Origin of the sequence: Streptomyces sp. NBC_01237 (assembly GCF_035917275.1) — a bacterium.
Taxonomy (GTDB): domain Bacteria; phylum Actinomycetota; class Actinomycetes; order Streptomycetales; family Streptomycetaceae; genus Streptomyces.
The window spans coordinates 1,395,445-1,416,636 of sequence record NZ_CP108508.1; the positions used below are offsets into that span (position 1 = coordinate 1,395,445).

The 21,192-nt window shown below is 71.8% G+C and carries 18 protein-coding genes; 8 read left to right on the top strand and 10 right to left on the bottom strand.

The window, feature by feature from the left end:
• Positions 1–43 precede the first annotated feature (43 nt).
• On the bottom strand, positions 44–1,543 hold the full coding sequence (locus OG251_RS06210; RefSeq protein WP_326676213.1) for an SCO1417 family MocR-like transcription factor: 1,500 nt from the start codon (positions 1,541–1,543) through the stop codon (positions 44–46).
• 102 nt (positions 1,544–1,645) lie between these two features.
• On the opposite strand from OG251_RS06210, the gene yczE reads away from it, so the two are divergent.
• From yczE to OG251_RS06230, 4 genes are all read left to right on the top strand, one after another.
• Positions 1,646–2,314 (top strand): membrane protein YczE, encoded by a 669-nt coding sequence (yczE, locus tag OG251_RS06215; protein ID WP_326676214.1) that lies wholly within the window; start codon positions 1,646–1,648, stop codon positions 2,312–2,314.
• A complete protein-coding gene (locus OG251_RS06220) occupies positions 2,311–3,075 on the top strand; it encodes a glycerophosphodiester phosphodiesterase family protein (protein ID WP_326676215.1) in 765 nt (254 codons plus the stop codon). Before yczE ends, OG251_RS06220 begins: the two co-directional genes overlap by 4 nt.
• A 46-nt stretch (positions 3,076–3,121) precedes the next feature.
• Positions 3,122–4,495 (top strand): MFS transporter, encoded by a 1,374-nt coding sequence (locus OG251_RS06225; protein WP_326676216.1) that lies wholly within the window; start codon positions 3,122–3,124, stop codon positions 4,493–4,495.
• 264 nt (positions 4,496–4,759) lie between these two features.
• Complete coding sequence (locus tag OG251_RS06230) at positions 4,760–5,134, top strand: RNA polymerase-binding protein RbpA (protein ID WP_003959706.1); 375 nt, start codon at positions 4,760–4,762, stop codon at positions 5,132–5,134.
• Positions 5,135–5,350: 216 nt separating this feature from the next.
• On the opposite strand, the gene fxsA is transcribed toward OG251_RS06230, so the two are convergent.
• From fxsA to OG251_RS06250, 4 genes are all read right to left on the bottom strand, one after another.
• Complete coding sequence (gene fxsA, locus OG251_RS06235; protein ID WP_326676217.1) at positions 5,351–5,950, bottom strand: FxsA family membrane protein; 600 nt, start codon at positions 5,948–5,950, stop codon at positions 5,351–5,353.
• Positions 5,951–6,055: 105 nt separating this feature from the next.
• Positions 6,056–6,823 (bottom strand): polyprenol monophosphomannose synthase, encoded by a 768-nt coding sequence (locus tag OG251_RS06240; protein ID WP_326676218.1) that lies wholly within the window; start codon positions 6,821–6,823, stop codon positions 6,056–6,058.
• Between the two features lie 553 nt (positions 6,824–7,376).
• Entirely contained in the window at positions 7,377–9,023 is a 1,647-nt protein-coding gene (locus OG251_RS06245; protein ID WP_326676219.1) for an amidohydrolase, read from the bottom strand.
• 90 nt (positions 9,024–9,113) lie between these two features.
• On the bottom strand, positions 9,114–9,554 hold the full coding sequence (locus OG251_RS06250) for an Lrp/AsnC family transcriptional regulator (protein WP_326676220.1): 441 nt from the start codon (positions 9,552–9,554) through the stop codon (positions 9,114–9,116).
• Positions 9,555–9,756: 202 nt separating this feature from the next.
• Between OG251_RS06250 and OG251_RS06255 the strand changes: the two genes are divergently transcribed.
• On the top strand, positions 9,757–10,155 hold the full coding sequence (locus OG251_RS06255) for a hypothetical protein (protein WP_326676221.1): 399 nt from the start codon (positions 9,757–9,759) through the stop codon (positions 10,153–10,155).
• A gap of 555 nt (positions 10,156–10,710) precedes the next feature.
• Here OG251_RS06255 and OG251_RS06260 read toward each other — a convergent pair.
• Entirely contained in the window at positions 10,711–11,883 is a 1,173-nt protein-coding gene (locus OG251_RS06260; protein WP_326676222.1) for an acyl-CoA dehydrogenase family protein, read from the bottom strand.
• Between the two features lie 408 nt (positions 11,884–12,291).
• Between OG251_RS06260 and OG251_RS06265 the strand changes: the two genes are divergently transcribed.
• Positions 12,292–13,569 carry a glycoside hydrolase family 18 protein gene (locus OG251_RS06265; protein WP_326676223.1) on the top strand — a complete coding sequence of 426 codons (1,278 nt, stop codon included), beginning with the start codon at positions 12,292–12,294 and terminating at the stop codon, positions 13,567–13,569.
• A 97-nt stretch (positions 13,570–13,666) separates the two neighbouring features.
• On the opposite strand, the gene OG251_RS06270 is transcribed toward OG251_RS06265, so the two are convergent.
• Both OG251_RS06270 and OG251_RS06275 read right to left on the bottom strand, forming a co-directional pair.
• A complete protein-coding gene (locus OG251_RS06270) occupies positions 13,667–13,819 on the bottom strand; it encodes an SCO1431 family membrane protein (RefSeq protein WP_326676224.1) in 153 nt (50 codons plus the stop codon).
• 248 nt (positions 13,820–14,067) lie between these two features.
• Positions 14,068–15,447, bottom strand: coding sequence for a peptidase C39 family protein (locus tag OG251_RS06275; protein ID WP_326676225.1), 1,380 nt, complete (start codon positions 15,445–15,447; stop codon positions 14,068–14,070).
• A 185-nt stretch (positions 15,448–15,632) separates the two neighbouring features.
• Here OG251_RS06275 and OG251_RS06280 point away from each other — a divergent pair, with 185 nt between their 5' ends.
• Positions 15,633–16,244: a uridine kinase family protein gene (locus OG251_RS06280; RefSeq protein ID WP_326676226.1), complete on the top strand. Its 612-nt coding sequence runs from the start codon at positions 15,633–15,635 to the stop codon at positions 16,242–16,244.
• A 378-nt stretch (positions 16,245–16,622) separates the two neighbouring features.
• On the top strand, positions 16,623–18,518 hold the full coding sequence (locus OG251_RS06285) for an AAA family ATPase (RefSeq protein ID WP_326676227.1): 1,896 nt from the start codon (positions 16,623–16,625) through the stop codon (positions 18,516–18,518).
• A gap of 76 nt (positions 18,519–18,594) precedes the next feature.
• Here the strand turns inward: OG251_RS06285 and OG251_RS06290 are convergent, their stop codons facing one another.
• A complete protein-coding gene (locus OG251_RS06290) occupies positions 18,595–19,698 on the bottom strand; it encodes a hemolysin family protein (RefSeq protein ID WP_073722530.1) in 1,104 nt (367 codons plus the stop codon).
• Positions 19,695–21,068, bottom strand: a complete 1,374-nt coding sequence (locus OG251_RS06295) for a hemolysin family protein (protein ID WP_326676228.1) — start codon at positions 21,066–21,068, stop codon at positions 19,695–19,697. The genes OG251_RS06290 and OG251_RS06295 overlap by 4 nt, the downstream gene beginning before the upstream one ends.
• Between the last annotated feature and the right edge of the window lie 124 nt (positions 21,069–21,192).

The following is a 21,192-nucleotide window of genomic DNA, read 5'->3' on the forward strand; positions in this document are numbered from 1 at the left end:
GGTGACCTGCCGTCCGCCCGCCGTCCCGCGAGGTACGCGGCTCTCAGGCCACGAAGCTCCGCGGCGCCTCGACCCCGGCGCCCGCCCCCGACCGCACCAGCTCCGCGGCGGCCGCGAGCCGGACGGCCGCCTCGTCCGCCACCGGACCCCCCACGGTGAACGGCAGCCGTACGTAACCCTCGAACGCCCCGTCGACGCCGAACCGGGGACCGGACGGCACCCGCACGCCGACCCGCTCGCCCGCCACGGCCAGCCGGGAGCCGGAGAGGCCGCCCGTACGCACCCACAGGGTCAGCCCGCCGCCCGGCACCCCGAACTCCCAGTCGGGCAGCTCCCGGCGCAGCGCCGTGACCAGTGCGTCCCGGTTATCCCGTGCCTGGCCGCGCCGGACCTCCACCGCCTGCTCCCAGCCTCCGGTACGCATCAGCCAGTTGATGGCGAGCTGCTCCAGAACGGGTGTGCCCATGTCGGCGTAGGCGCGGGCGGCCACCAGGCTGCGGATCACATCCGGGGCGGCCCGCACCCAGCCGATCCGCATGCCGGCCCAGAACGCCTTGCTGGCCGAGCCGACGGTCAGGACCGTGCTGCCCGCGGGATCGAACGCGCAGACCCGGCGCGGCATGGCGACATCGGCGTCCAGGCGCAGCTCGCTCATGGTCTCGTCGACGACCAGGACCGTTCCGGCGGAGCGGGCCGCGTCGACCAGGGCCCTGCGCTGCTGTTCGTCGGCCAGGGCGCCGGTGGGGTTGTGGAAGTCGGCGACGACATAGGCGAGCCGGGGTGCGGAGTCGCGCAGCACCTGCCGCCAGCGGTTCATGTCCCAGCCGCCGAGCCCCTCCTCCATCGCCACCGGTACCAGCCGGGCGCCCGCCTCACGCATCAGCTGGAGGATGTTGGCGTAACTGGGCGACTCCACGGCGATGCGCTCACCGCGTCCGGCGAAGAGATGGCAGATCGCGTCGATGGCGCCCATCGCGCCGGTGGTGACCATGATCTGTTCCGGCATCGTCGGGATGCCGCGTTCGGTGTAGCGGTCGGCGATCAGCTGCCGCAGCGCGGGCAGACCGGCCGGGTAGTCGCCGTGCGTGTGCGCGTACGGCGGCAGCTCCTCCAGCGCCCCCTGAACGGCCCGGGTCAGCCACGGTTCGGGGGCCGGCAGCGAGGCGCACCCCAGGTCGATCATCGAGCCGAGCGACTCCGGGGGCAGCGGTTCGAGCCCGCGGGCGGGCAGCGGGTTGCCCGCCGGGACCGCCGTCCAGCTGCCGGCGCCGCGCCGGGACTCCAGGAATCCTTCGGCCCGCAGCGCCTCGTAGGCGGCGGCGACGGTCGTCCGGCTGACGGCCAGGGCCAGGGCCAGCTCCCGTTCGGCGGGGAGCCGGGCGGCGACCGGGACCCGGCCTTCGAGGACGAGCAGCCGCACCCCGTCGGCGAGCGCGCGGTAGGCGGGCGGCTTGCGGCTGCCCGGTCCGGCGGGCCGGGGCTGCTGGGCCTGGAGCTGCCGGGCGAGCTGCGCCGCACCGACCGTCGAAGTCCACTGCACCATCGAAATCAGTCCACCTTCCTCGGATTGGCCATAGTTGGCAGCCAATCCCCTGCCACAGAGTGACACGCAGCAGTCCACCACCACCACAGCAGGGGGCACCACGTGTTCAGGACAACCGCCCGGAGCGGCACCCGTCTCACCCGGCGGCTGGTCCAGCTGTACGTCGGCCTGGCGCTGTACGGCGCGAGTGCGGCAGCTCTCGTACGGGCCGGCCTCGGCCTGGAGCCGTGGGGCGTGCTGCACCAGGGCCTCACCGAACTGACCGGCATCTCCATCGGCGTCGTCTCGATCATCGTCGGCGCGGTCGTGCTGCTGCTGTGGATCCCCCTCCGGCAGCGCCCCGGGCTCGGCACCGTGTCGAACGTCTTCGTGGTCGGCCTGGCCATGGACGGCACCCTCGCCCTGCTGCCGGAGGCGCACGGGCTCGCGGCGCGTGTCCCGCTGATGCTCGCCGGTGTCCTGTTCAACGGGGTGGCGACGGGCCTCTACATCACCACCCGGTTCGGCCCCGGCCCGCGCGACGGACTGATGACCGGCCTGAACCGGGTCACCGGACGGTCCATCCGGCTGGTCCGCACGGCGATCGAGGTGGCCGTCGTGGTCACCGGCTTCCTGCTCGGCGGCTCGCTCGGCATCGGCACGGTCCTGTACGCGCTGGCGATCGGCCCGCTCGCGCAGGTCTTCCTTCGCGTCTTCGCCGTCCCGTCGCCCGCCGAGGACCCCGGGGCCGTTGCCGCCCCGACACCGGAGCGGGCCATACTGCCGCAGTGAACTCTGGACGCCACCCCTATCTGGACCACCCCACGACGATTCCGTTCGCCCATCGCGGCGGGGCGGCGGACGGGGTGGAGAACACCGCGGCCGCGTTCCGCCGGGCGGCCGCGGCGGGCTACCGCTACTTCGAGACCGATGTGCACACCACGGCCGACGGCCGGCTGGTCGCCTTCCACGACGCCACGCTGGACCGGGTGACGGACGGCCGGGGACGGATATCCGAACTGCCGTGGAGTCAGGTGCGGCGGGCCAGGGTGGCGGGCAGCGAACCGCTGCCGCTCTTCGAGGAGCTGCTGGAGGAGTTCCCCGGGGCCCGCTGGAACGTCGACCTGAAGACGGAGTCCGCGCTCGCGCCGCTCCTCGACCTGATCCGCCGCGCCGACGCCTGGGACCGGGTGTGCGTCGGCTCGTTCTCGGAGGCGAGGGTGGCCAGGGCGCAGCGCGCGGCCGGTGGGCGGCTGGCCACGTCGTACGGGGTGCGCGGCGTCCTTGGCCTGCGGCTCCGCTCGTACGGCATTCCGGCGGCGCTGCGCGCGGGTGCCGTGTGCGCGCAGGTTCCCGAGAGCCAGAACGGTATCCGGGTCGTCGACCGGAGTTTCGTCCGTACGGCGCATGCGCGCGGGCTTCAGGTCCATGTCTGGACGGTGAACGAACCGGAACGGATGACAGCGCTCCTGGACCTCGGAGTGGATGGCATCATGACCGATCACATCGAGACGCTGCGAACGGTGCTGAGTGAGCGGGGGGCCTGGGCATGACGCCGGTCCGTCCACGTACGCACGGGGACGACCGAGGGGGCGCGGGTTGAGCACGGGAACCACAGGGACGGCCGGTCCGGCGGAGCTGCCGCCGGACACCGGAGCGGCGGCCGCCCGCCTGCGGGAGCAACGCGGCTGGTACTTCTACGACTTCGCCTGCTCCGTCTACTCCACCAGCGTGCTCACCGTCTTCCTCGGCCCCTATCTGACGTCGATAGCCAAGGCCGCGGCCGACCCGGACGGGTTCGTCCACCCGCTGGGCATACCCGTGCGGGCCGGTTCGCTGTTCGCGTACGCCGTCTCGGCGTCCGTCGTGGTGGCCGTGGTGCTGATGCCGATCGTGGGCGCCGCCGCGGACCGTACGGGCCGCAAGAAGCCGCTGCTCGCGGCTGCCGCCTATGTCGGCGCGGCGGCGACGACCGGAATGTTCTTCCTGGACGGCCACCGTTATCTGCTGGGCGCCTTCCTGCTGATCGTCGCCAACGCGTCGATCTCCGTGTCGATGGTGCTCTACAACTCCTATCTCCCGCAGATCGCCGAGCCGGAGGAACGGGACGCGGTCTCCTCCCGCGGCTGGGCCTTCGGGTACACCTCGGGCGCGCTGGTCCTGATGCTGAACCTGGTCCTCTACACGGGCCACGACTCGTTCGGGCTCTCGGAGTCCGACGCGGTGCGCGTCTGTCTCGCCTCGGCGGGTGTCTGGTGGGGCGCCTTCACCCTCGTACCGCTGCGCCGGCTGCGCGACCGCCGGGTGGCGCCGGACGGCGAGGGGGCGGTCGGCTCGGGCTGGCGCCAGCTGATGGCCACCCTGCGCGACATGCGCCGCCACCCCCTCACACTGTCCTTCCTGCTCGCGTACCTCGTCTACAACGACGGGGTGCAGACGGTGATCTCGCAGGCCTCGGTGTACGGCTCCGAGGAGCTGGGCCTCGATCAGACGACGCTGATCACGGCCGTACTGCTGGTGCAGGTGCTCGCGGTGGCGGGTGCCCTGGGGATGGGGCGGCTCGCCCGGGTGTACGGCGCGAAGCACACGATTTTGGCCTCACTGGTGATCTGGACGCTGATCCTGGTCGCCGCCTACTTCCTGCCCGCCGACGCGCCCGCCTTCTTCTACGCGCTGGCGGCGGCGATCGGCCTGGTGCTGGGCGGAAGTCAGGCACTGTCCCGGTCGCTCTTCTCGCACCTGGTGCCGCGCGGGAAGGAGGCCGAGTACTTCTCCGCGTACGAGATGAGCGACCGCGGCCTGAGCTGGCTGGGGCCGCTGGTCTTCGGTGTGGCGTACCAGCTGACCGGCAGTTACCGGGAGGCGATCATCTCGCTGGTCCTCTTCTTCGTACTCGGTTCGGTACTGCTCGCGAGGGTCCCGGTACGGCAGGCCGTGGCGGCCGCGGGCAACCCTGTTCCGGACCGGATTTAGACGTTGAAGTGAAAGGCCGGTAGTGTACGCCTTTGGCCTGCCCGGAGGACCGTTACTGCGAGTGGAAGCAACTGAACCGTTGGGTGACACCTTCCACCAGATGTGACAAACCGGGCATTGGTGGGTACTCAACCCTGAAAAAGCAGCGGCACGACGGGCGACGCATGACCGGCAACGGGAATCTTTACCGCCGACCGGACGTTGACCGGATGACGACGACAGCGACTTCTGTCCTGTGGGCGACAAGCCCGGGAGGCACGATTCATGAGTGAGCGAGCTCTCCGCGGCACGCGACTCGTGGTTACCAGCTACGAGACGGACCGCGGCATCGATCTGGCCCCGCGCCAGGCGGTGGAGTACGCATGCCAGAACGGACATCGATTTGAGATGCCGTTCTCGGTAGAGGCGGAAATTCCGCCGGAGTGGGAGTGCAAGGCGTGCGGCGCCCAGGCACTCCTGGTGGACGGGGATGGCCCCGAGGAGAAGAAGGGCAAGCCTGCGCGTACGCACTGGGACATGCTCATGGAGCGGCGCACCCGCGAGGAGCTGGAGGAGGTGCTGGCCGAGAGGCTGGCGGTTCTGCGCTCCGGAGCCATGAACATTGCCGTGCACCCGCGGGACAGCAGGAAATCTGCCTGACCGCGTAACACCGCATAGAAGAGCCGCGGGCCCGTGACACAGATCGTGTGTCACGGGCCCGCGGCTCTTTGCTGTGCGCTCACCCTCGCCGTGCGCTCCTCCCGGACCCGTGGCTTCCCGGTCGCGGTCGCGCACACGCTCCGGCCTGCGGCTCGGGCGTCGGAGCGCCCCGGCGGGCGGGGCCCGGACGGGGCGCTCCTGGCCCGGTCGCGGCCCTCAGGGATTCAGGGGCGGGCGCGGACCCCGGGGGCCGTCGTCGGGGCGTGAGGGCGCCTGTGCGCCGTCCTCGCGGATGACCTCGCCCTGGACGACCTTTCCGTCCGGCCGGTGCATACGGGCCTGCTGGAAGGCGCCCGAGAGGCTGTCGGGCGACGCGGCCCGGATCCGGCGCTCCAGGGAACGCTCCGCGTACCGGCCGAGCATCGTGCGGACCGGCGGCACCAGCAGGAGCAGCCCGGCCACGTCCGAGATCATGCCGGGGATCATCAGCAGCAGGCCGCCCAGCATCAGGAAGCCGTTGCCCTTGGTGCCCGTGGGCGCGGCGGGCGGGGTGGCGGGGGCGCCGGGCTGCCCCGGCATCTGCTGAAGGGTCTCGGTGAGATTGCGGAAGGCGCGCCGCCCGGCCCGTTTGATGACCACGGCTCCGAGGACGCCGCCGGCCACCAGGAGCAGCAGGACGGTGAGCCCGCCCGCCGCGCCGGCCACCACGGTCAGCAGCCAGATCTCCAGCACCAGCCAGGCGGCGATGCCGAGCGGCAGGAAGGTGCGGGCGCGTGAACGCTTCGGACGGGTCGGGGGCGGTGTGCCGGTCGTCATGCCCCCAGTGTGCCCGTAAGGGCGTGCAAGTGGCGTAAGGGGGTGATCATGACGCGACGGCGGCGGACCCTCGGGCGGCCGGAGCCCCCCGAGCGGCCGTGAGTCTCAGGAGTGCTTGCGGCCCAGGACCTTGTTGGTCCGGGTCGTGATGCCCCAGCCGGTGACCCGCCACAGCGCCTCGACGAGGATGTCCCGGCTCATCTTCGAGTCGCCGACCTCGCGGTCCACGAAGGTGATCGGCACCTCGACCACGTGGTAGCCCGCTTCGACGGCGCGGCGGGCGAGGTCCACCTGGAAGCAGTAGCCCTGCGAGGCGACCTCGTCGAGACCGAGGCCCTTGAGGGTCTCGGTGCGGAAGGCGCGGTAGCCGCCGGTGACGTCCCGGACCGAGAGGCCGAGGGCCAGGCGGGAGTACAGGCTGCCGCCCCGGGAGATCATTTCGCGGCTCTTGGGCCAGTTGACCACCCGGCCGCCCGGAACCCAGCGGGAGCCGAGGACCAGGTCCGCGCCCTTGAGCGCGGTGAGCAGCCGGGGCAGCTCCTCGGGCTGGTGGGAGCCGTCCGCGTCCATCTCGACCAGAACGCCGTAGCCGTGCTCGGAGCCCCAGTCGAAGCCCGCCAGATAGGCCGCGCCGAGCCCTTCCTTGCCCTTGCGGTGCAGGACATGGACCTTGTCGTCCTGGGCCGCGATCTCATCGGCGGCCTTGCCCGTGCCGTCGGGGCTGTTGTCGTCGGCGACCAGGATGTCGGCCTCCGGCACGGCGGCGCGCACGCGGTCGACGATCGGCCTGATGTTCTCGACCTCGTTGTAGGTCGGAATGATCACCAAGACCTTGCCGAGCGGGCCGTACTGCCTCTGACCGCCGTCGTTCACTGCTGCCCCTTAAAGTCCGTACGCAGACGCACACCATATCGAGCGCATCGCGGCCGGACTCCGACGCGGTCGCACACCGGCGCCACGCAGGTCGGGGCAGATCCGTGGAACCAGGGACAGAACTGACGGCCGGAGCCGCGGACAGCACTGCGGATCGGGGCCCGGCGCCCTTCGGGCCGACCTGGGACCCGCTGGCTGCGGGTCGACCGAAAGCCGTTGTCTACTGAACGTCCGGGCCCCACCCGGGTCACACCCTCCGTCCGGCTGAAACCTTCCCTCGCCCCCGAGGCGCGGACGCTGAACCTGGCTGTCAGTGGTGGTGCGCCGGTGCGGCACACCACCCCATGACCCAGCGGCGTTCGACGACTGCGTGGAGGTTTAACCGGTCGGACGTCCTGTGGTGGACTCGGCCGAACCTACCGGCCCGTGGGCGCGTTCTGTCAACAGTCGCTCGACCTGCGGCTTTTGCCCAAATTGCCTGGTCAGTGCCGGAGATCCGCAGGTCGCGGCAGAGTGCGTACGCCTTCGATCGGCGGTACGAAATGTCCGCACGTCACTCGTTCGGCCGTACGTAGACAGTTTGTCCGAACACCACCGTGCGCAGGCAGACGGGGAGTTCGGCTCCGGGGGTGAGATCGGGCAGGCCGGGGGTGCCGGACCGGGGGTCGGTCGACCAGCGGGCGACCCGGTCGTCGGGCGCCTGGACCAGCAGTTCCTCGGTCCGCCAGATCGCGTAGTCGGCCGGGGCGCCGGGCACCAGGAGCCCCGCGTCGTCGCGGCCGACGGCCCGCCAGCCCCCACGGGTGTGGGCGGTGAAACCGGCCCGTACGGAGATCCGGTGCCCGGGCGTCCGGTGGAAGGCGGCGGCCCGCACCGTCCCCCACGGGTCCAGCGGGGTGACCGGGCTGTCCGAGCCGAAGGCGAGCGGCACACCGGCGCGCAGCAGGGCCGCGTACGGGTTGAGGGTCGCCGCCCGCTCGGCACCGAGGCGCTGGGCGTACATGCCGTCCGCGCCGCCCCAGGCCGCGTCGAAGGCGGGCTGGACGGAGGCGGTGAGGCCCAGTTCGGCGAAGGCGGCGACGGTCTCGGGGGTGAGCATCTCGGCGTGTTCGACCCGGTGGCGTGCCGCGCGGATACGGGCGAGCCCGAGCGTCCCGGCGGCGGCCCGTACGCCGTCGACGACGGCGGAGACGGCGGCGTCGCCGATGGCGTGGAAGCCCGCCTGGAGCCCCGCCTCGGTGCACGCGGTGACATGGGCGGCGATCTGCGCGGCGTCCAGGTGCGCGGTACCCGTGTGCGGGGCGTCCGCGTACGGCTCGTGCAGGCAGGCGGTGTGCGAGCCGAGGGAACCGTCGACGAAGAGGTCCCCGGCCGCGCCGATCGCGCCGAGTTCCCGGACGCGGCGCGCGCCCTTCTCGTCGGCGACCGGCTCGGCCCAGAGCCCGAAGACCCGCGGCCCGGGATGCTCGGCGGCGAGCTTCAGGAGGCCCGTGAAGTCCTCCTCGTCGGAGATGTCGGGCCCCGCGCACTCATGGACGGTGCCGATGCCGAGCGAGGCGGCGTGGCTCAGCGCGGCCCGCTGGGCGTCCGCGCGCTGCCCCGCCGAGAGCGCGCCGTGCGCGGCGGACCGCACGGCATGGTGGGCGGCGCCGGTCAACGGCTCGTCGGGGTGATATCCGGTCATCGCCGTGACGCCCGGAACGAGGTCCAGCAGGGCGGTCGTGACGACCGCGGAGTGCACATCGATCCGGGGCAGGTAGAGGGCCCGGCCGCCTGCCGCCGCATCGAGTTCACCGCGCGTCGGGTGGCGCCGCTCCGGCCAGCGGGCCGCGTCCCAGCCGTGTCCGAGCAGCACCCGGTCGGCGGGGCGACTCTTTGCGAACGCACGTACGAGATCAAGGGCTTCGGCGAGCGTGCGGGCACCGGAGAGGTCGAGTCCGGTCAGGGCCAGACCGGTCGCCGTGGTGTGCACATGGGCGTCCGTGAAAGCCGGGGTGACAAGGGCTCCTTCGAGGTCGACCACATCGTCGACGCCGCTCGCGAAGGCATCGGCGGCCCCTTCGGAACCCACCCAGGCGACATGCCCGCGTTCGACGACCATCGCAGTGGCGAAGGGATCGGCCGGGCTGTGGACGTCTCCACCGCGCAGCAGCACGGTGCGGTGTTCGGGGGCGCTCTGGGAGGCGGTGCTGTCGGTCATGGGACCAGTCTCGCGCCTGCACGGAGCCTTCCGCTCCGCGCCCCCCTCGTGGACGGAACGGCCCCCGGGCCGCCCGCGGCCTCCGGGACCTCAGATGTGCGGCGGCCGCGCCTCGTACGGGGTGGACAGGACGACGGTCGTACGCGTGGAGACACCGGCCAGCGTGCGGATCCGGGTGAGCAGGTGCTCCAGTTCCAGCGGGGTCGCCACACGCACCTTGAGGATGTAGTTCTCGTCCCCCGCCACGCTGTGGCACGCCTCCAGCTCCGGCACCCCGGCGAGCCGCTCCGCGATGTCGTCCGGCGCGCTCGGGTCGAACGGCTTCACCGAGATGAACGCGGTGAGGGGCAGGCCGACGGCCTCGGGGTCGACGACCGCGGCGTAACCGCGGATCACCCCGCGCTGCTCCAGCCGGCGGACGCGCTGATGAACGGCCGAGGTGGACAGGCCCGTGGCCTTGCCCAGGTCGGTGTAGCTCATCCGCCCGTCCTTGACGAGCAACTCCACAATCTGACGGTCCAGCTCCTCCATGCGGATCAACCTATTGCCCCAGGTCCCTCGCGGCACACCCGTGGGGGCCCAGGAAGGGCACCTGCGGGCGGCATGTGATGAATGCCACAGGTTTACGGGTGGGTAGGCAACGGCCTCGCGGTTACGGCCCGCGCGCGACGGGAAGTGCTTGCTGTGGCCGAGGGCGTGGCGCCTTGCCGGCCCACCCGAGGGGGGAATTCCCATGCAGAGCCTGAAGCTCACCGGACGTACCGAACCCGAACCCGCCGATCCGGACGAGGACGGCGCGCCCGACGCGTACGACACGTTCGAGATGTTCCGAGTGATCTGCCCGGACTGCTCGCAGCCGATCGCGCTCCTGGCCGACGAGGACGTCCTCCCGGAGCACGCGCTGTGCCCCACTCCGTGGAACCCGTTCGTCCTCACGGTGTGTGCCGGAACCGGGCGCGGCGCCTCGGACGCGCGGGCCGCCGACGAGTCGCTGGAGGTCCAGGAGCAGGAGACGGCGCTGCTGCTGACGCTCCCTCAGGGCCTCGACTGGCGGATGCAGCCCTTCTCCCACGCCGGCGGCCCCGGCTCGCGCCCGCTGCAGGTGTCGCCGATGCGGCGACACGCCGCCTGACGGCTCCTCACTCCTGCGCCGCACCACGACGGACCGGCCGACGTGGTGCCCGCAGCAAGCGGCTCCCCGGTGCGCTCGGGACAGCCCTCGGCGTCCGCGTGCGTGCGCGTCCCGCCGCACGGACAGTGACGAACTGGCGCCCGAATCGGGCGGACAGCGACCCGTCGGCGCCCGCCGGCGTCGGCGCGTCATGACGATGCTGCAGGCAACGGACGGCTCCGGTCGCCGCCGTCCCGTACCCCCGGCTTCCGAAGAATCGGTTCCGCGGCCGGTGCCGCGACCGGGTCCGCCTGAGCGTCGCAGCCCGGTGTCCCCAGCGCACCCGCGGCCCACCCGTCATCGCCCCGCCCCGCCGCCCGGTCACTGCCGCGTTCCGTCCCGCGGCCCATGCATAGGGCGACCGGGCGGTCCTGCACGGCGCCCGCCGCCGAACCGCCCGTCCACCTGGCCGTGCCGCGGCACCGGGAGAGCGCCGGACGGACTCTGCCGGCCGCCATGACCGGGATCGGACCCGGATCATGGCCACACCCGTGTGGTCGGAGGGGCCTTTCCGGGTCAGCGCGTCTCGGGACCCGCGAGGTGGCGGGCGATGACCATGCGCTGGATCTGATTGGTGCCTTCGACGATCTGCAGCACCTTGGCCTCGCGCATCAGCCGCTCGACCGGGAAGTCGAGGGTGTAGCCGTAGCCGCCGAGCACCTGCACCGCGTCGATGGTCACCCGCATCGCCGCGTCCGTGCAGAACAGCTTCGCCATGGCCGCCTGCCGCGAGAAGGGCTGACCCGCGTCACGCAGCCGGGCCGCCTCCAGATAGAGCGCGCGGCCCGCCTCGATCTGGGTGGCCATGTCGGCGATCATGAAGCGCAGTCCCTGGAAGTCCGCGATGGGACGGCCGAACTGGCGCCGCCCGGTGGCATATCCGACCGCTTCGTCCAGGGCCGCCTGCGCGACACCGATGGCACAGGCGGCGATCCCCAGCCGCCCGGAGTCGAGCGCGGACAGCGCGATGGCGAAGCCCTGCCCCTCCTCGCCGATGCGGCGCTCGTCGCCGATCCGTACGCCGTCGAAGTGGAGTTGGGCGGTGGGCGAGCCCTTCATGCCCATCTTCTTCTCGGGAACGGCCGCGTTCAGGCCCTCGGCGTCGCCGGGGACGAGGAAGGCGGTGATGCCGCGCGGGCCCTCCGCACCGGTGCGGGCCAGCACGGTGTAGAAGTCGGCGATGCCCCCGTGCGTGATCCAGGCCTTGGTGCCGGTGATGATCCAGTCGTCGCCGTCCCGTACCGCCTTCGTGCGCAGCGAGGCGGCGTCGGAGCCCGAGGAGGGTTCGGAGAGGCAATAGGCGCCCAGCAGACCGCCCGAGAGCATGGCGGGGAGGTGCGAGGCCCGCTGCTCCTCGGTGCCGTATCCGGCGAGCGCGTGGCAGGCCAGCGAGTGGACGCTGACGCCGAGGCCGACCGTGAGCCGGGCCGCGGCCAGCTCCTCCAGCACCTGGAGATAGACCTCGTAGGGCTGATCGCCGCCGCCGTGCGCGGAGTCGTAGGGCAGTCCGAGCAGCCCGGACTCGGAGAGCAGGGTGAAGACCTCGCGCGGGAACGTGCCCGCTTCCTCCTCCTCGGCGGCCCGGGGAGCGATCTCCTTCGACACGATGTCGCGCACGAGCGCGACGAGCTGCCGGGACTCCTCGGTGGGCAGACGGCGTTCCACCAGCTGCGGGGCACGGTCGGACATGACGGCGCTCTCCTCCCTGTCGGGCGTTGCGGCGGTCGCGCGCGCGGGGTGTGCGCGGCGCCGCCGGGTGATCTCCCGGGCCGCGCCCGGGAAAAGCGGTACTCCGCAACCGATCCTGCCTTCTCGGATCACGAGAGGCGCTGGCCAGCGGCTGTGGCGGGTTGAGTATGCCCGATGGGAGCGCTTGCGTCACGGGGTGCCCGCAGGACCTGCGGTCATGGAAATTGGTACGAACCATTGACCCAACTGGTCTAGTCCTTCTACGGTTCCACCGAACGCCTTACCGCGTTCATGCCAACTCGCACGGAGCTCGACGGCGCACCGGACCCACCTGTGCTCGCGGAGCCTCCCGTGCGGCGCCCGACCTTGCACCCCCCACGCTCAAGCCCTCCCCCACGAGGAGCCACGATGTTCACATCGCACCGTCCCCGCGCCCGGTTCCGGGCGCTCGCCGCGGCCGCTTGTACGGCCGCCCTCGGCGCCACCCTGCTCGGCGTCGCGGGTACCTCATCAGCCGGCGCGGCCCCCGCCCCCCAGAAACAGGCGGCAGCTCCCGCCGCCGCCGAGGCCGCCCCCACCGCGGCCGGCGGCAAGGTGGTCGGATACTTCACCAACTGGGGTGTCTACGACCGCAATTACCACGTCAAGAACATCGAGACGTCGGGTTCCGCGAACAAGCTCACGCACATCAACTACGCCTTCGGCAACGTCACCGGAGGCAAGTGCTCCATCGGCGACTCCTACGCCGACTACGAGAAGGCGTACACCGCAGACCAGTCGGTCGACGGGGTGGCCGACACCTGGGACCAGGAGCTGCGCGGCAACTTCAACCAGCTGCGCAAGCTGAAGAAGCTGCACCCGGACCTCAAGATCCTCTGGTCCTTCGGCGGCTGGACCTGGTCGGGCGGCTTCGGTGAGGCGGCCAAGAACCCGGCCGCGTTCGCCGAGTCCTGCTACAACCTGGTCGAGGACCCCCGCTGGGCCGATGTCTTCGACGGCATCGACATCGACTGGGAGTACCCCAACGCCTGTGGCCTGACCTGCGACACCAGCGGCCGCGACGCCTACGGCAATCTGCTGTCCGCGCTGCGCACCAAGTTCGGCACCGGCAACCTGGTCACCTCGGCGATCACCGCCGACGGCTCGGACGGCGGCAAGATCGATGCCGTGGACTACGCGGGAGCGGCGAAGTACCTCGACTGGTACAACCCGATGACGTACGACTTCTTCGGCGCCTGGGACGCGAAGGGCCCGACGGCTCCGCACTCCCCGCTGACCTCCTACACCGGCATTCCGCGGGAGGGCTTCAACACCGACGCCGCGATCTCCAAGCTCAAGGGGCTCGGCATCCCGTCCGAGAAGCTGCTGCTCGGCATCGGCTTCTACGGCCGCGGCTGGACCGGGGTCACCCAGTCCGAGCCGGGCGGTACGGCGACGGGTGCGGCAGCGGGCAAGTACGAGGCGGGCATCGAGGACTACAAGGTCCTCAAGAGCAGCTGCCCGGCGACGGGCACCGTCGCCGGAACGGCGTACGCCCACTGCGGCACCAACTGGTGGAGCTACGACACCCCGGCCACCATCGGCTCGAAGATGCAGTACAAGAACGAGCAGGGCCTGGGAGGCACCTTCTTCTGGGAGCTGAGCGGTGACACCGCCGACGGCGAACTGATCAAGGCGATCAACTAGCACCGACGGATCGCACACGAGGGGGTGGGGAGCCGGGCGGGCTCCCCGCCCCCTCCCGCGCGCACGGATCACCCGCGCGCGGACATATCTGCGCGGATCACATCAGGCCGGCCTGGGTGACGAACATGGCGAGCACGACCACGAGCGTCCAGCCCAGAATGCTCTCCAGCAGCTTGGACCGGTCCCCGGGGCCCCCGGTACGGGCGCGGCGGGCATGGTTCGCGTTCTCGGCGGCGGCTGTCGCGGTCATGGCATCCCACTCGTTCGTGCGGTTGTGGACGTCCCCCGGTGACCCGACCACAGTGCCGCAGAAGCGGTCCCGGGAGAAGGAGATCCCCGTCACTGCGGAGCCCGACGGACGGGAGGGCGCGGGGCGGGGCGCCCCGCTGCCGCACGGGATACGGGGGCGCCGAGGCCCGTCGGGCACGGGTCCGCTGTGCCCGACACCACACCCCGACACCACACCCCGACGACGCGCCCCGCCGACGCCGAGTGCCCTCAGCCGATGCCCAGCCTTCGCAGCACCCAGGTCTGCGCCGCCGTCGGCCGCGCCGGCCAGTAGACGTAGCAGACCCCGCCCGTACCGCTCCTGACCTTGCCGTTCGCGTCGTAGCGCTTGGTGCGGAGCCAGATGTTCTCCCACTCACGCCGCCGGTAGACACGGCGCACGGCCGGGTTGTCGGGTGACGCGGGGTCGTTGGCGACGATGTCGCCCTGGGCGGTGAAGCCGATCACCGTCATCAGATGGCCGGAGGTGCCGTAGCCCGCCCCGGTCAGCTCCTCCTTGAGGAAGGACTGGGACGTGATCACGGGGATGCCCACCCGGACCAGTCTCTCCACGTCGGTGAGGGAGCCGAGCCGGGTGACGACCGCGCTCATGTCGTGGTACGTGGCCGCGTAGGCGGCGTTGAAGGGCCAGTTGCCGCACCCCTCGTACTGATAGTCGAAGGTGTTCCGGGCCGCGTGGCAGATCTGCGGGTCGGCGAGGCCCGGTTTCACCCAGGCGAGGTCCTCCGCCGTGGGCCTGCGCCCCCAGTACTCGATGATCATCTGCGAGGAGGTGGGGCTGCACCAGGCCTCGCCGCCGTTGTCGTACTCGGGGTACTCCCCCACATGGACGTTCTGCGAGTAGCGCGGCACCCGCAGTTCACGGGTGAGCCCGGGGGTGCTGGCCGGGACGGTGAAACGGTCGGGGACGTCCGAGGCCATCGCGCCGAGCCGCCGGACCGTCGGGGTGAGCCCGCTGCCGGGGGTGCGGTACAGGGTCACCCGCAGCCGGTACGAGGACAGCCTCAGCCCGCTCGCCGGGTCGTCCACGGCGAACGTGTCGGTCCAGACGGAACTCCTGCCGTCGCTCTGGTCGTCGACGGAGGTACGCCGGATGTCGCCGTCGCCCGCCGCCCAGCGCCCCATCACGAACCACGGCGTCGCGGTCCCGTCCGAGTATTCGCCGCTCAGCTCGATCCGGATCCAGGTGCCCGCCGGGGTGTCGGCGTTCCAGGAGGCGATCACCTCGGTCGCCGGCACCGTGGAGCGGTGGACCGGCGAGGTCCAGGCCGCGTACTCCCAGGTGGCGGACTTCCCGGTGTGCGGGTCGGTGTAGTCGGTGGTCCCGGTGGGAGCGGCGATCACCAGACCCGGCCTGCGGCCCGCCGTGGCACGGGTCCCGTCACCGGAGCCGCGGCGCCAGTCGGTGTACGTACTCCAGAAACGGTTGTCCACGTCGGAGGCCGCCGCCCAGGGTGCAGGGGTCCGGCGGGAGGAGCCGGAGGAGGGAGCCGCGGCCGCCGCGGGACCGGCGGACACCACCGGGCCGGCCGCCGCCGCTGCCGCGAGTGCGGCGGTCAGTACGGTTCTGCGTGAAGTCGGTCTGGTCATGGGCGAGACCCCCGGTCGTGAGCGGTGGTGGGGCTGCGGTACCGATCGGTGCGCCAACTATCGCGGGTCCCGGCCGGGTTCTGCCAGTGATTCGTCCTGTGCCGCACCATCAATATTGGTCTGGTCCACTGACGTGACCTGCGATTGCCCCGGGCCGTTCGAAGACCGGCCCGTACGCTGGACGCATGAACGACCTGGCCGGCCATGCGGCAGCCCTGCGCACCCTGCCCCCCTCCTGCGGGCCGGTGCGGCTGATCGCGATCGACGGGCACGCGGGCTCGGGCAAGAGCACCTTCGCGGCCCGGCTCGCGGCGGCCCTCGGTGACGCGCCCGTACTGCACCTGGACGATCTCGCCACCCACGATCAGCTCTTCGACTGGACGGACCGGCTGCGCGAGCAGGTGCTCCTGCCGCTCTCACGCGGGGAGTGCGCCCGCTATGCCCCGTACGACTGGACGGCCCGGCGCTTCGGTCCGCCCAGGACGCTGGAGCCCGCGCCCGTGGTGCTGGTCGAGGGCGTCGGTTCCGGCCGCCGGACAGTGCGTCCTCGGCTGGCCGCGCTGTGCTGGATGGAGTGGGACCGCGGCCTGTCCTGGGAGCGCGGGCGCCGGCGCGACGGGCCGGGGCTCTCGGAGTTCTGGGACGGCTGGACCGCCGCCGAGGAGCGGCACTTCGCCGCCGATCCCTCCCGCCCGTTCGCCGATGTCCTGGTACGCCAGTTGCCCGAGGGATACGAGTGGCTGGAGGGGCCTCGTGCGGCAGCAGGAATGACTCGTTTCGTCACCCAGGGTGAGTAGCGGAGCCACCCCCGTCGAGCGGCCGGCATTCGCCCCGGAAGTCCTCCAACTCGGCTTGACCGAGGGGCCGTACAGGTCTTACGTTCTCATTGTGAGGCTTTTCGGAGCCCCCACGGACGCGAAGCCCCCGATTGTTCCCCCGTGATCGGGGGCTTCGTTCTGCTCCCGCACCGTTTCCTTCGCGACCACGCAGGGCGATACGCTCACCCTCGGTCACGTTCCCCGCTGCGCCGAAGGCCCCTTAGCCGCTCACCCTCTGTGCAGGTACGATGCACTTCGGTGCGGTCAATTCCCCTCCTCAGCACAGTGATTCGGCGCGCTCCGGTGGGCATGCTGAGCGGGCGGGACATCCTGGGGGCACGGTTTGTGGGGGACCTGATGGACATCGGCACGCAGGGCGCACAGGCCCCCGCCGACCTCGCCTGGCTGCGCGGCGTGGACGCCTACACCATGGGCGCGTATCCGCAGGCCGAGGAGGAGTTCAGAGCCGCGGTGCGGTGCGATCCCGGCATGGCGGACGGCTGGCTCGGCCTCCACGCGCTGCGCGTCGACACCACCACGGCGCTGCTGCGCATGTACCGCCACCGTGAACGCTTCGGCGAGCAGCGCTCCCGCCACCGCCGCACGCTCAACTCGTGGTACTGGCTGGGCTGGTGGGTACAACCGGTGCTGGAGAGCCCGCGCGACCTGCTGCTCGCGCACGCCTCGCACTGGCTGGACGGCCGCCATGTCCCGGAGCTGGACCGGGCGCTGGCCGGGCTGCCGCCGGTGGACACCGACTCCCAGGTACGGTTCCTGCACGCCTGCCGTTCCTACCTGGTCAAGGACTGGGACCAGCTCGTCCGCTACACCGAACAGCTCGTCGACGATCCGATGCTCGGCATCGAGGCGGGGCTCTTCGGCGGCATGGCGCGGGTGCGCCTGGAGATGTACGGGCAGGCCGAACCGCTGCTCTCGGCCGCCCTGATGCGCTGCCGCAGCGAGCAGCCGCAGCGCAAGGAGCTGCGCTACTGGCTGGCCAGGGCCCACGAGGGGACGGGGCGCAGCGCGGCGGCGCTTCCCCTCTACCGGGCGGTGCACCGCGTCGACCCGGCCTTCATGGACACCTCGGCCCGGCTCGCGGCGATCTCCGAGGGCGACGGGTACGACGACTCCGCCGATATGGCCGCCGTGTCGCTGACCGGATTCGGCGTGGACGGTACGGGCGCGGAGACCCAGCCGGAGAGCGAATCGCCGCTCGGCACGGATCTCGTGGAGAGCCGGGAACCGTGGCCGGTCCCGGTCCCCGATCCGGGACCGGCCGTGCCTCCCCCGGTCGAGGGCGTACGCCACAAGGCGGCGCCGACGCCGAAGCGGCCGACCTTCCCCGCCGGGCCCAGCGATCCCGTACTGCTCGCCGAAGCGCTGGCGGAGCTGGAGCGGATGGTCGGCCTCGAACCGGTCAAGCGCCAGGTCAAGGCCCTGTCCGCGCAGTTGAACATGGCCCGGCTGCGGGCCGAGCAGGGACTGCCCGTCCAGCCGCCGAAGCGCCACTTCGTCTTCTCCGGCCCCTCCGGCACCGGCAAGACGACCGTCGCCCGCATTCTCGGCCGGGTCTTCTACGCCCTGGGACTGCTCGGCGGCGACCACCTGGTGGAGGCGCAACGGGCCGATCTGGTCGGGGAGTTCCTCGGCCAGACGGCGGTCAAGGCCAATGAGCTGATCGACTCGGCGCTCGGCGGGGTGCTCTTCGTCGACGAGGCGTACAGCCTGTCCAACTCGGGCTACAGCAAGGGTGATGCGTACGGCGACGAGGCGCTTCAGGTCCTCCTGAAGCGGGCCGAGGACAACCGGGACCATCTCGTCGTCATCCTCGCGGGCTACCCGGAGGGCATGGACCGGCTGCTCGCCACCAATCCCGGGCTCTCCTCCCGCTTCACCAGCCGGGTGGACTTCCCGAGCTACCGCCCCCTGGAACTCACCGCGATCGGTGGGGTGCTGGCCGCCGAGAACGGTGATGTGTGGGACGAGGAGTCCGTGGACGAGCTGCGCAGCATCAGCGGGCATGTCATCGAGCAGGGCTGGATCGACGAACTGGGCAACGGGCGGTTCCTGCGGACGCTGTACGAGAAGAGCTGCGCCTACCGGGATCTGCGGCTGTCCGGATACGCGGCCGTGCCGACGCGCGACGATCTGGCGACGCTGCGGCTGCCGGATCTGATGCAGGCGTACGGGGAGGTGCTGTCCGGGCGGGGGCCGGTGAACCGCGGGCCCCAGGAGCCGGGGTCGGCGTGAGGGCGCGCGGTGACGGAGCACGGCGGCCGAGAGGTCCGGTGCCGGCCGCGCCGGGCGGCACCGGACCCCCGGTCCGTCAGGCCCGGCCCGCCAGGGCCTTCTGCTCCTGAGGGGCCGTCGGTACGTCCACCGTGCGGCGGGGCACCGAGACGCGGTGGGCCGGGTCGCGGACCTCTCCCACCAGCATTTCCAGGACATCCTCCATGGCGACCAGGCCCAGCACCCGCCCCGACGCGTCGGCCACCTGGGCCAGATGCGTCGCGGCGCGGCGCATCACGGTGAGGGCGTCGTCGAGGGGGAGTTCCGCGCGGACCGTCGCCATCGGGCGCCAGATCTGCTGCGGGACGGCGCGTTCGCCGTCCTCCAGGTCCAGGACGTCCTTGACGTGCAGGTAGCCCATGAAGGGGCCGCCGCCCTCAGCGCAGACGGGGAAGCGCGAGTAGCCGGTCCGTACGGTCAGCTCCTCGATCCTGCGGGGGGTGACGGAGGGGTCCACCGTCACCAGCGACGCCCGCTCCAGGAGTACGTCGGTGACCGGCCGGCTGCCCAGTTCGAGCGCGTCCTCCAGGCGCTCCTGGGCCTCCGGCTCCAGCAGTCCGGCCTGTCCGGAGTCCTCCACGAGCCGGTTGAGCTGCTCGCTGGTGAACACCGCCTCGACCTCGTCCTTGGGCTCGACCCGGAAGAGCCTCAGCACGATCCGGGCACAGGCGCCCAGTCCTGTGGTGACCGGGCGGCAGAGCCGGGCGAAACCGACCAGTCCGGGGCTGAGCCACAGAGCGGTCCGCTCGGGGGCGGCCATCGCGAGATTCTTCGGGACCATCTCGCCGATGACGAGGTGGAGGACGACCACGAAGACGAGAGCCAGCGCATAGCCGAGCGGGTGGATGAGCCCCTCGGGAACATGCGCCGCGTGGAAGACCGGTTCGAGGAGGTGGGCCACGGTCGGCTCGGCGACGGCGCCCAGGGTGAGTGAGCAGATGGTGATGCCGAACTGGGCGGCGGCCATCATCTGCGGCAGGTTCTCCAGTCCGTACAGGACCTGGCGGGCCCGGCTCGATCCGCTCGCGGCGAGCGGTTCGACCTGGCTGCGGCGTACGGAGACGAGAGCGAACTCGGCGCCGACGAAGAAGCCGTTCGCCAGCACCAGGAGCCCGGCGAACAGCAGCTGGACCAGGCTCATCGCACGGCCTCCAGCAGCACTCGCGCGGAGGGGTCCGCGGCCGTGACGTTCTCCGGCAGGTCCGCCGTGCGGGTGAAGCGGACCTGTTCGGCACGGTAGTGGCCGACCTGGCGGACGGAGATCCGCCAGCCGGGCAGTTCCGCGCGGTCCCCGGGGGCGGGGATGCGGCCCAGCAGATCGGCGACCAGTCCGGCCACGGTCTCGTACGGTCCGTCCGGTACGTCGAGACCTATCCGGCGCAGGGTGAGGACCCGGCAGCTGCCTTCGGCGTCCCAGACGGTACGGCCGTCCTCACCGACGGCGGTGGCCAGCTCGGGCCGGTCGGCGCCCTCCGCGTCGTGCTCGTCGCGGACCTCGCCGACGAGTTCCTCGATGATGTCCTCAAGGGTGACGACTCCGGCGGTGCCGCCGTACTCGTCGACGACGACGGCGATCGGCTGCTCCTTGCGCAGCCGCTGGAGGAGCTGTTCGACGGGCAGGCTCTCCGGCACCAGAAGCGGTGGTACGGCGATCCGGCCCGCCGGGGTGCGCAGCCGCTCCTGGGCGGGGACGGCGAGGGCGTCCTTGAGGTGGATCATGCCGACGACCTCGTCGATGCGGTCCCGGTAGACCGGGAAGCGGGAGAGGCCGGTGGCGCGGGTGAGGTTGAGGACGTCCGCCGCGGTCGCGGACGACTGGAGGGCGCTCACCTTCACCCGGGGGGTCATGACGTGCTGGGCGGTGAGTCCGGCCAGCGACAGGGTCCGTACGAAGAGGTCGGCGGTGTCCTGTTCCAGGGTGCCGGCCTCGGCCGAGTGCCTGGCCAGCGAGACCAGCTCGCCCGGGGTACGGGCGGAGGCCAGCTCGTCGGTGGGCTCCACGCCCAGCAGGCGCACCAGCCGGTTGGCGAGGGTGTTCAGTGCGGTGATCACGGGGCGCAGCACGGTCGCGAAACGGTGCTGGGGTCCGGCGACGAAGCGGGCGACCTGGAGCGGCCGTGAGATCGCCCAGTTCTTCGGGACGAGCTCGCCGATCACCATCTGGACGGCGGAGGCGAGCAGCATCCCGATGACCACGCTGACACCGGGTACGGCCCCTTCGGGCAGTCCGGTGGCGGTCAGGGGGCCGGCGAGCAGCTGGGCGAGCGCCGGTTCGGCGAGCATGCCGACGACCAGCGAGGTGATGGTGATGCCCAGCTGGGTGCCGGAGAGCTGGAAGGAGAGTTCGCGCAGGGCTTCGACGACGGTACGGGCCCGCCGGTCGCCCTCGGCGGCCGCGCGTTCGGCGTCCGGCCGCTCCACGGTGACGAGCCCGAATTCGGCTGCCACGAAGAATCCGTTGGCGAGGATGAGAAGGAATGCCGCACTGAGAAGCAGCAGTGGGGTGGTCATGCCGCCGCCTCCGGGGAAGGGGCGGCGCAGGTACTACCGGACGATCCGTCCATTGCTGGAGGGAGTCACTCCTTGGGTCGCAGGAAAAACCCCGCCGGCCCGGGGGGCCTCTGGGGCGGGGCGG

Bases quoted from the DNA above. Each gene is read 5' to 3' on its own strand.
- OG251_RS06210 (WP_326676213.1), bottom strand. From the start codon at position 1,543: ATGGTGCAGTGGACTTCGACGGTCGGTGCGGCGCAGCTCGCCCGGCAG.
- OG251_RS06230 (WP_003959706.1), top strand. From the start codon at position 4,760: ATGAGTGAGCGAGCTCTCCGCGGCACGCGACTCGTGGTTACCAGCTAC.
- fxsA (WP_326676217.1), bottom strand. From the start codon at position 5,950: ATGACGACCGGCACACCGCCCCCGACCCGTCCGAAGCGTTCACGCGCC.
- OG251_RS06245 (WP_326676219.1), bottom strand. From the start codon at position 9,023: ATGACCGACAGCACCGCCTCCCAGAGCGCCCCCGAACACCGCACCGTG.
- OG251_RS06250 (WP_326676220.1), bottom strand. From the start codon at position 9,554: ATGGAGGAGCTGGACCGTCAGATTGTGGAGTTGCTCGTCAAGGACGGG.
- OG251_RS06255 (WP_326676221.1), top strand. From the start codon at position 9,757: ATGCAGAGCCTGAAGCTCACCGGACGTACCGAACCCGAACCCGCCGAT.
- OG251_RS06260 (WP_326676222.1), bottom strand. From the start codon at position 11,883: ATGTCCGACCGTGCCCCGCAGCTGGTGGAACGCCGTCTGCCCACCGAG.
- OG251_RS06265 (WP_326676223.1), top strand. From the start codon at position 12,292: ATGTTCACATCGCACCGTCCCCGCGCCCGGTTCCGGGCGCTCGCCGCG.
- OG251_RS06270 (WP_326676224.1), bottom strand. From the start codon at position 13,819: ATGACCGCGACAGCCGCCGCCGAGAACGCGAACCATGCCCGCCGCGCC.
- OG251_RS06275 (WP_326676225.1), bottom strand. From the start codon at position 15,447: ATGACCAGACCGACTTCACGCAGAACCGTACTGACCGCCGCACTCGCG.
- OG251_RS06280 (WP_326676226.1), top strand. From the start codon at position 15,633: ATGAACGACCTGGCCGGCCATGCGGCAGCCCTGCGCACCCTGCCCCCC.
- OG251_RS06285 (WP_326676227.1), top strand. From the start codon at position 16,623: ATGGACATCGGCACGCAGGGCGCACAGGCCCCCGCCGACCTCGCCTGG.
- OG251_RS06290 (WP_073722530.1), bottom strand. From the start codon at position 19,698: ATGAGCCTGGTCCAGCTGCTGTTCGCCGGGCTCCTGGTGCTGGCGAAC.
- OG251_RS06295 (WP_326676228.1), bottom strand. From the start codon at position 21,068: ATGACCACCCCACTGCTGCTTCTCAGTGCGGCATTCCTTCTCATCCTC.